The sequence below is a fragment of the Vibrio sp. 1F263 genome (assembly GCF_041439035.1).
Taxonomy (GTDB): Bacteria; Pseudomonadota; Gammaproteobacteria; order Enterobacterales; family Vibrionaceae; genus Vibrio; species Vibrio tasmaniensis_A.
This window is the reverse complement of the sequence record NZ_JBGONI010000075.1, coordinates 1-8,086: the sequence shown is the minus strand read 5'-3', so window position 1 is coordinate 8,086 and position 8,086 is coordinate 1. Positions and strand designations below refer to the sequence as shown.

At 41.2% G+C, this 8,086-nt stretch carries 10 protein-coding genes and 1 pseudogene; 5 read left to right on the top strand and 6 right to left on the bottom strand.

Features of this window, described 5'->3' with window-relative positions; genetic code table 11:
• Positions 1–155: 155 nt before the first annotated feature.
• Both ACED25_RS22625 and zur read right to left on the bottom strand, forming a co-directional pair.
• Positions 156–617, bottom strand: coding sequence for a chemotaxis protein CheX (locus ACED25_RS22625; protein WP_009847897.1), 462 nt, complete (start codon positions 615–617; stop codon positions 156–158).
• Positions 618–634: 17 nt separating this feature from the next.
• Positions 635–1,090: a zinc uptake transcriptional repressor Zur gene (gene zur / locus ACED25_RS22620; protein ID WP_012603115.1), complete on the bottom strand. Its 456-nt coding sequence runs from the start codon at positions 1,088–1,090 to the stop codon at positions 635–637.
• 182 nt (positions 1,091–1,272) lie between these two features.
• Here zur and ACED25_RS22615 point away from each other — a divergent pair, with 182 nt between their 5' ends.
• On the top strand, positions 1,273–1,530 hold the full coding sequence (locus ACED25_RS22615; protein WP_371696179.1) for a hypothetical protein: 258 nt from the start codon (positions 1,273–1,275) through the stop codon (positions 1,528–1,530).
• Between the two features lie 197 nt (positions 1,531–1,727).
• Here ACED25_RS22615 and ACED25_RS22610 read toward each other — a convergent pair whose 3' ends face one another.
• The 4 genes and pseudogenes from ACED25_RS22610 to ACED25_RS22595 form a co-directional block, all read right to left on the bottom strand.
• Positions 1,728–3,140, bottom strand: a complete 1,413-nt coding sequence (locus ACED25_RS22610) for a hypothetical protein (RefSeq protein ID WP_371696177.1) — start codon at positions 3,138–3,140, stop codon at positions 1,728–1,730.
• The gene (locus ACED25_RS22605; protein ID WP_017092106.1) at positions 3,137–4,237 is read right to left on the bottom strand and encodes a nucleoid-associated protein; all 1,101 of its coding nucleotides are present in this window, start codon (positions 4,235–4,237) and stop codon (positions 3,137–3,139) included. Before ACED25_RS22605 ends, ACED25_RS22610 begins: the two co-directional genes overlap by 4 nt.
• Positions 4,238–4,315: 78 nt before the next feature.
• Positions 4,316–4,574 (bottom strand): annotated as a pseudogene (locus ACED25_RS22600) (tyrosine-type recombinase/integrase); the annotation flags it as partial.
• 373 nt (positions 4,575–4,947) lie between these two features.
• Positions 4,948–5,553: a S24 family peptidase gene (locus ACED25_RS22595; protein WP_102421383.1), complete on the bottom strand. Its 606-nt coding sequence runs from the start codon at positions 5,551–5,553 to the stop codon at positions 4,948–4,950.
• A 135-nt stretch (positions 5,554–5,688) separates the two neighbouring features.
• Here ACED25_RS22595 and ACED25_RS22590 point away from each other — a divergent pair, with 135 nt between their 5' ends.
• From ACED25_RS22590 to ACED25_RS22575, 4 genes are all read left to right on the top strand, one after another.
• Positions 5,689–5,943 (top strand): pyocin activator PrtN family protein, encoded by a 255-nt coding sequence (locus ACED25_RS22590; protein ID WP_017081573.1) that lies wholly within the window; start codon positions 5,689–5,691, stop codon positions 5,941–5,943.
• Positions 5,944–5,952: 9 nt separating this feature from the next.
• Positions 5,953–6,135 (top strand): hypothetical protein, encoded by a 183-nt coding sequence (locus tag ACED25_RS22585; RefSeq protein ID WP_029224279.1) that lies wholly within the window; start codon positions 5,953–5,955, stop codon positions 6,133–6,135.
• Between the two features lie 2 nt (positions 6,136–6,137).
• Positions 6,138–6,296 carry a hypothetical protein gene (locus ACED25_RS22580; RefSeq protein ID WP_017081571.1) on the top strand — a complete coding sequence of 53 codons (159 nt, stop codon included), beginning with the start codon at positions 6,138–6,140 and terminating at the stop codon, positions 6,294–6,296.
• On the top strand, positions 6,277–8,086 hold a 1,810-nt coding region (locus ACED25_RS22575), incomplete at its 3' end, for a replication endonuclease (RefSeq protein WP_371696176.1). The genes ACED25_RS22580 and ACED25_RS22575, both read left to right, overlap by 20 nt.

Sequence of the window (8,086 nt, the reverse complement as noted above, 5' to 3'; positions counted from 1 at the left end):
GGGGATTATCTGCTAACTGCAAGATCGTTCAAGTCTTCTTAAACGATCGGCATTAAACCTTTCGGTTGGCGTTTTTTATGTCCGTTGATTTTACGGCAATAAAAAAGGCTGACGTATGTACGTCAGCCTTTCGTTTTTTATTTACTCGATTGTCTCTATTCGAAACAGATCTCGATGAAAGCATTACCCCACTGAGATGAGAAAGGCATGATGATGATTGCGCCTTCACACTTGTGACGAATAGTATGGCCTTTACCTGAAACCACGATTGGCGTTGCCATATCGAAGTCAAAGCCGCTTTCTGCAAGAATACGCTTTGCGCCACCGGTTACCATGTTAGTGATTTCACCCACCATGTCGGTCACTTCTTCGTTCAAACCGTTTGGTCGTTCACCTAGCATGTTTTCCATGATTTCTAGAGCAAGCCCTTCATCAAAGGTGATCGACATTGAGCCACGAGACTGTGTACCAACCATACCAATTAGGCCGGACACATCACCACGAGCGATTTCATCTTTCTTCACTCTTGGTTTCTGAGGCTTTAATTCTAGAGATGCCATCGTTTTTAGTACGTTCATCAAAGAAGCTAAAAACGGGTTTACAAATTCAGCGCGCATAATGTTCTTCTATAATCTTATTCTTTCATTTCGGAGGAGCAAGTTTGGCAAATGCCATGTGATTCAATGACATGGTTGGTCAACTTGAATCCATGCTGCTCGGCGTTACTCGCGAGTAGGGCGACAAGCGCATCGTCTTGTAATTCTATCACAGTGCCACATTTATCGCAGATCAGTAATTGGGAAAAATGCGTGTTGGCATTGCAAGAGCAGCAGCATATAAAGCTATTCGTTGACTCAACTCGGTGAATGAACCCTTGCTCTAACAAAAAATCCAAAGCGCGATAAACTGTAGGAGGCTTGGCTTGCGGTTCACTGACTTTCAATTGCTCTAATAATTCATAAGCACTGGAGGCTTTTTTATTAGATAGGATAAGCTCAAACACTCGCTTTCTTTGGGGTGTTAGCCTAACACCTCGCGATACGCATATCCCTTCAACTTGCTCTATTAATGTGTGGTCCAAATTTTTCACCGTTCAATCAAACATCCCCATTCAGCCCCTATTGCTAGGTAACCTTGTTTGAGGAGACATTGATTTTATTAAAGTCAGGTACAGAGCGTATTGTGACCTACGACTTTGAATAAGACAAGGTAACTCAAAACGACAGTGTGACTCAAGGCATAACTGATTAATCAAGCTGAATTAGAGATCTGGTGAATGAGTTTGAAAATATCAAGTGCAACAATGTGCTTATTGGGCAAAAGTTCTCAATCGACATTGGCCTGTCATCGACTAAAAAGGGTTTAGTGTTACTTGGCGCGGGAACTGCTTTGGTCGCTGGACACCCTGAGCTACTTACTGCGAGTGTTTCAGAAACGGGCGTTCAGTATGGAGGGCTTTTGGGTACCTTAGTACCATTAGCAATTGGCCTATGGGAAACCCTACGCAATGAGTCCGAGGGACAGGGGTGATTGATTTACCGCTCTTACCTTTGCTTTCTGAATTAGGGTTGAAGCCCACTGAGATACTGATTTTTGCAATGCTTTGGCAGAACATTCGAAACACTAATGTGTTGATGGATAAGATAATTAAGAAAGTTAATGAGCTTGAGGTAAGACTTAATATGACGCGTAAAAACTAAATTTTACGCATCATATTATAGTGCTATTTAAGCTGTTATATGGGAGATAATAGAGGAGAAGACCAAACATATGGTTTTTATTGTCAGCGTTAATGGCTCTATGAGTTCTCGGTGGCGGCAAAGATATAGAGAAAGTCCGATTGATAACGGAGCCCAAACTAGCGTTGATAGATAGGCTAGATCTCTTTTCAACCGACCAGCATTTAGGTCTATTGCAGTTTTTGCACTTGTTATTTCTTCTTGTAACTCTCGAGGATACTGAGTGCTCTTTCCTTTAATACTACCAAATGAAATATCTTTTGCGTGGGTTATCCTTTCGAGTTGTGCTCTTTGGTTCGAAACGAGTCGAGTCATTAACCATGATGCTGAGATAATACTGATTAATATTAGGGTGTCAGACATGGTAGTTGCTTTCTCAGAAAATAAACCCAAAAGAGCAGCAAAGGAGACTGGTAGACCAAATAGTTTCCCTGCTATATCACCAAGAACTTTTGAGTACTGTTCCGCTACTTGTAATTCTATGTCTGCAACTTCTTTCTTTGCTTTATGGAAAGCAAACCCGCTTAAATAAGTTTCAAAGTTATTGTTGTATAGAGATATGAATTCATCCCAATTACAAACTAAATGTTTGAAATTACTTGTACTTTGACTTTTAGGATTAGTCTCAAAAAACTCAATTATTGAGACTTTGAATATTGCCCGCTCGCGATTTATATTAGCTTGGCCATCACTTTTCTTCGAGGTTAACTCTTTGATAGTCGAAGTGTTCATGACCTCTCGGCTCAGGAGCTCTAAGGTAATATGAGGTCTTAGCACGACAGGTTTGGAGGTTATGGACTCGTCATTACTTATGAAAACTAACTCATGATGGGTGCTATTTTGTTTTTTGTCATGATACGAAGCAAGCTTCTCAAGGCCTTTTACTAGTTCAGCATAACGCTTAAGGTTAGTGTACTCGTCTTTAATTTTTGTCGAAGTACTTTCGGCTGAAGTACTTTCGGTCGAAGTACTTTCGGTTGAAGTACTGTCGGTTGAAGTACTTTCGGTTGAAGTACTTTCGGTTGAAGTACTTTCGGTTGAAGTACTTTCTGTAGACCAATAGTCATCTTCACAGACGTAATATTCGTCTAAACTCTGACCATTTGTTAGTTCTGTAGCCCTATCTAAAAGGTCATCTAAATCCCTGAAAATATTGTAATCACCATTTGCAGGGATCTTTAAAAGTACACTGGAACTTAGACCATTCGCCGTAGCGTCAGACAGGTTATAAAAATTATTACCCTGTTCTATTTCGTCTACGCTTATGCCTGAATCTGAGACTAGATTAAGTAAGTCGAGCGTTTTTTCATCTAAGACACAGTTAAACTCTAGATCTCCACCATCTTGAAGGCGAGGCTTATCTAGGGTTCTGTATAGATTTACAAACGCTTCTAACATCATTTAATCCCACGTTCACTTAAGTCATTTTCCAGTAGAGTGCGAAGCTCGGCTGAAAGGTTGCTGATAGTAAGTGTTTTTGCTTTTTTGTCATATTTAATTTCTGAGCCAGCTTTGATTCCTAGTGAAGAGCGTTCGAATTCTAGCGACCAGTTTGCAGTTTTGTGTTTGAAATATTTGTACTTTTTAGCTTCAGTTTTACTTGGGGAAAACTCAATTGGTACTTCACACTTATTTCCGTTAAGGTGAGAAAATAGTTCATCAGACCATGTGTCAGCATCGTTTGCAGGAAAAAATTTTCTAGCAATTTGGTCTATCTCTTTCAAAGTCGCTGAGACTTTTTTCTCACTACAACTCAGAATATAGTCAGTAATCTCACCTTTTACGGCTCTTGCTTCTGTCTTCAAGTTTTTGCTTCGAAAGAATGAATGCACTTCTGTTATTACTGTTTTTGTCGCAGCGGCTGAGGCTGTTCCTTTTGAGCAACCTAAAGCAGAAATGAAATACCCTGCAGCTGTTTTATTATTGGCAGGGCTAACAAAACTCAAATAGTTTGTCTCTTGCTGGATCGCAGCAGTAGCGTTTTGGTACTCGTTGTACTTATCAAAATTGATTCTAGCTGCTTGATGCAAATGATTTAATTCAACGTGATCTAATTCTTCTAGTTTTAGGTCATCTGTAATCTTTATGCCTGCACGGTCTTTTAACATTGCAACGAGCAGATATTCAGTGTTGTCTATCGTGTAATCGGCAAATAAGATGTAGCCACCAGTTGCAGGAGAGTTACCCTCAACCATTCTTTCTAACTCGGTCATCGTATCCGTGGACAGGGTTAGAAATTCTGCATCCCCTCTATTTGGGACTTTAGTAAATGCATCTATTTTTTTAGGGAATGTTCCCTTAGATTTTTTAGATGAAAAAACACCATACTGGGCGGCATTGTTTTTCTTTCCATATAGGTCAGAGACACCTGTAACTAGCTTAATAACGTTTGCATCTGATGAAGATAATACTGATGTTCTCAACTTGGTCTTAGCTGTCTTCTTATGCTGAATTTTGACTAATTCGTGTATAACCACACTCTTTATTGATAATGTCATAAATAAACCCTATGAATTTTGTGGCTACTATATATAAGAAACTAATTTAAATCACAATCACAATCACAATCACAATCACTATTTGGAGTGCAACTTATGCGGAAATAGCTGCGTATAAACCTGCCATAAAACATTCAAGTTTCGGTGACCAGTTACCTGTGCCACTTCTTCAATTGAGTAGCCTTTCTCAAACAATCGACTTGCCCCTTCTCTTCGTAAGTCGTGATACCTCAAGTCCTCAAGTCCTCAAGTCCTCAATACCTCATTCGCTTCTGACTCGCTGCAAACCTGCACTAACGCTCCGCGAGTTGTATGGGAAAATAAGTTCGTCTTTGTTCCTGAATGTTTTCGATTCCCTGTGTATAATCGCCCAATTATTTTTGACTACAATGTCCACTGTGAAGCGTGATTCACCGCTTTGAAGTGTTCTTTTTTAATGCTAAATGATGCCTTCGTTTCACTTCATCAATACGTACTATAGGCGTACTGAGTGGGTGAGCTTGCGGCTGAACTAGCGAGTTTCTGTATATATATGCAGTGTATAGATTTTGAGTAACGCTTTATGAAACCTGACAATACCAGTAAATACGCGGCTAACCGCTTATCCGTCGCTCCAATGCTCGATTGGATTGATTAAGCAGCCTTAGCAAGGGCTGAGCTAGTTCGAGGGGTACCATGGGGGTACCGCACTCAATAAATACTTCTACGCGTTATATTCTTTGTCCTGACCAAACCACTTCTCCGATGATTTGGAAATCTTTATGCTCCAAATCTTTTTTGCTTATCTCCCAAGTTTTATAAGTTGGGTTATCGCTTACTACTTCGATTCCTTCCGGTAAGAATTGCAGACGCTTGACTAACAAGGCGCCTTCAAACCGAAATACATAGATCCCATCTGACGCAAAATCATCAATTCTATTTACCATAACCATACTCTGATTCTTGAGTGTTGGCGCCATGCTGTCACCACGAACGGACAAGAGGAATACATTCTCTGGTTTGTAACCGAGGTCTTTACGTAGGTATTTTTCGCTGAAGAGGAGAGCGGTGGAGGGGTCTTCATTTTCGACAAGTGAACCTGAACCGGCACTAGCTTCGACTTCATAGAGTTTTATTGAAACATAGCCTCGAGGAGTGACGCTTCCATGAAGAGCTACCTGTTCTGCTTTAAAAAAAATATCTTCAGGTATCTTCCCCCTATAGCGCCAAGTTTGAATGGTTGAAGTGGAGACTCCCAGGACTTTGGCTAAATCGACGTTCCGGGAAGTCCCAGTCATCTCCTTTAATTCAGATAATTTATCATCAATTATGCTCATTTAATGCTCAAACCTCTCCAAAGTGTGCTTAGTTTGTTTTGAGCCTTTTTTTAGGCTCGAAGCTCATTGAGCATCCATTGAAATGCTTTTGGGGCTCAATTGACCTGAATTAACCAGAGTATCACAGGTGACCAGATGAATATGCAATTCGCATTGCTGGCTCGTTTCGAGAGTCCGACAGTTGAATTAAAGACCGTAAGTCAGGAGTTTTTTGGGATTACGCCAAAAACCGCAGAACAGAAAGCTAAGGCGTGTGACTTTCCTGTTCCTACTTTCAAACTACGCGACTCTGAACGAAGTCCAACGCTGATCAGGGTGGAAGATCTAGCTATGTATATCGAGAAACGATATGAGCTAGCAAAAACCGATTGGCAATCAGTGAATGGATGAGGAGGAATTATGGAAACCCCTATGCATTCTATCAACATCGATTTTACTCATTCCAGTGAAGCTAAGTTGTTACATCGATTAATTGAAAGTCAGTTGAGCCCATCTATTGGGTCCGAGGAGGATAGTTATCTCTCTGTTGTTTTAGGCCAATTTGAAGAAGCAATTGAATTACTTGAAAGTCTGGAGGTGTAGATATGCAAACACCAACAGAGATTCGATTCGATGAGCTGAAATTGATGATTAAGCGCTATCAATATCGTCATGCAAAGTCGCCGCGTCAACGCGAGTTGATTGAGCAACAAGCTAAATTGATAAGTAAGCGAGTATCGAGCTATGCAAGACACAAATCTTAATGTAGAGGATCAGCTCAAAGAGCAGGCCAGTCGTGATGAAGCGACTCGTTTTTCTCTAGAGACGTCAATTGGTCATCATTTTTTTAAGCTGCTCCCCCGTGTTGTTCAGGAGGATATTGAACATCAACTTATCAAGCGTAAAAAGCGTAAGAATCCTGATAGAAGAAATCTCGAACTCTTTGCTGTTGATGTGTTCAGTCACGCCCTAAAACTTTCACCCATTATTGAAGATAAGTTTCCCTTTGCAGATGCACGTAAAGAGGCCAAACCCAAACCAGTCGTGTGCTCAGAGCTGCGACCGTACATTCAACTTGATCACTTTACGCTGACCAATGACGAAGCGTTGGAACGTTTGGCGTTAAACCTGACCGAAGTGTTCCACTATGACATCCGCCAAGTAGAGTTAAAGGAAAGCTACTTGTCTGCTTTAGATATGGCTTATCAAGCGATTGAAACCCAGATGAAGGAAATCCACCTTGAGCCTCCGAAGTTATATATTACCGAACAGATGCCGCTTGAGGATTGTGAGCGTGAATACGAAAGTGCAATTCGTCGTTGTTTGGATGTTCGATATTTAGTGCGCAAGCTCATTTATCTACGGAATCAATATATTGAGTTCGCTCAAATAGCACTTGAGCGGGTTGGGGGCGATAAAGCGCAAAGAAGTTACGTATCGAGTCGTTCATTTGAAATGTGGCGCCGCAAGCAGATAGAAGCCGAAAATTATGTTCAGTCGATGGTTGTCGTCAGTGAAGAGACCGACACCGTTTTTGATTTGAGTGAAGTGGTGAAACGAACGACGGCGAATCATGAAAATCGTCGTATTGAGCTGGTGGTACGCTCTAGAGGTGACGAAGAAAGAGCCATCGATTTAGGTTATGAAGGGGTGTTTATTACTTGGACTTTACCGGGAAAGTATCACCGAAGCTCAAAGCATTGGATTGGGTGTACACCGAAAGAAGCCCATATAAATTTGATGGCTCAGTGGAAAAGAGCGAGAGCTCTTTTCAAAAAACATCAAGTTGATTGGTTTGGTCTTCGGGTGGCGGAACCACATAAAGATGGGACTCCTCACGCGCATTTGTTTTTGTATTGTCCTAAACAGCAGCTTGAGCAACTAGTGGACATATGCCGTCAGATCGCTATAGAGGAAGATAATGAAGAGCTTAAAACAAAGGAACTTCAGGAAAAACGTTTCTTGGCTAAGCAATGTGATCCATCGAAAGGGACGGCAACGGGCTACATCATTAAATACATTTCCAAAAACATTAATGGTGCTCATATGCCAGAGAAAGAAGCGGATGAAAATGCTTTATCGGCTCGTGCATGGGCATCAATTCATAGAATTAAGCAATTTTCTCAATCGGGCTCTCCTGCAGTGGGGCTTTGGCGTCAACTCCGAAGAGCTAAACCATTAGATACCGCATTCGATGAAGAACTTGATTCACTTCGTGCTCACGCTGATAACTCTAGATGGAAGGGTTTTTGTGAATTAGGTAACAAAGCCAAATTAGCTTATGAAGAGCAGTTTAATAAGTATGGTGAGAAGACCAAACGTGTGGTTGGTTTTCGTTGGTTCGGAAAACTTATTGAGACATGCAGCGAGCACTTTCGATTGGTTAAAAAATCGGATCTGAAGCAAGTGCAAGAAGCGCGGAGCGCTTTACCTTGGAGCACTGAAAATAAGTGTAACCCACCTCCGGAAATGGAGATATCCCCACTCGAAAAAGCGCTGATGGACGTGACCGGATGGAGCATTAAAGGGGTTCAATGCTTACTCAAACCGCTGT

Bases quoted from the DNA above. Each gene is read 5' to 3' on its own strand.
- ACED25_RS22585 (WP_029224279.1), top strand. From the start codon at position 5,953: ATGGAAACCCCTATGCATTCTATCAACATCGATTTTACTCATTCCAGT.
- ACED25_RS22580 (WP_017081571.1), top strand. From the start codon at position 6,138: ATGCAAACACCAACAGAGATTCGATTCGATGAGCTGAAATTGATGATT.
- ACED25_RS22605 (WP_017092106.1), bottom strand. From the start codon at position 4,237: ATGACATTATCAATAAAGAGTGTGGTTATACACGAATTAGTCAAAATT.
- ACED25_RS22595 (WP_102421383.1), bottom strand. From the start codon at position 5,553: ATGAGCATAATTGATGATAAATTATCTGAATTAAAGGAGATGACTGGG.
- ACED25_RS22625 (WP_009847897.1), bottom strand. From the start codon at position 617: ATGCGCGCTGAATTTGTAAACCCGTTTTTAGCTTCTTTGATGAACGTA.
- ACED25_RS22610 (WP_371696177.1), bottom strand. From the start codon at position 3,140: ATGATGTTAGAAGCGTTTGTAAATCTATACAGAACCCTAGATAAGCCT.
- ACED25_RS22590 (WP_017081573.1), top strand. From the start codon at position 5,689: ATGAATATGCAATTCGCATTGCTGGCTCGTTTCGAGAGTCCGACAGTT.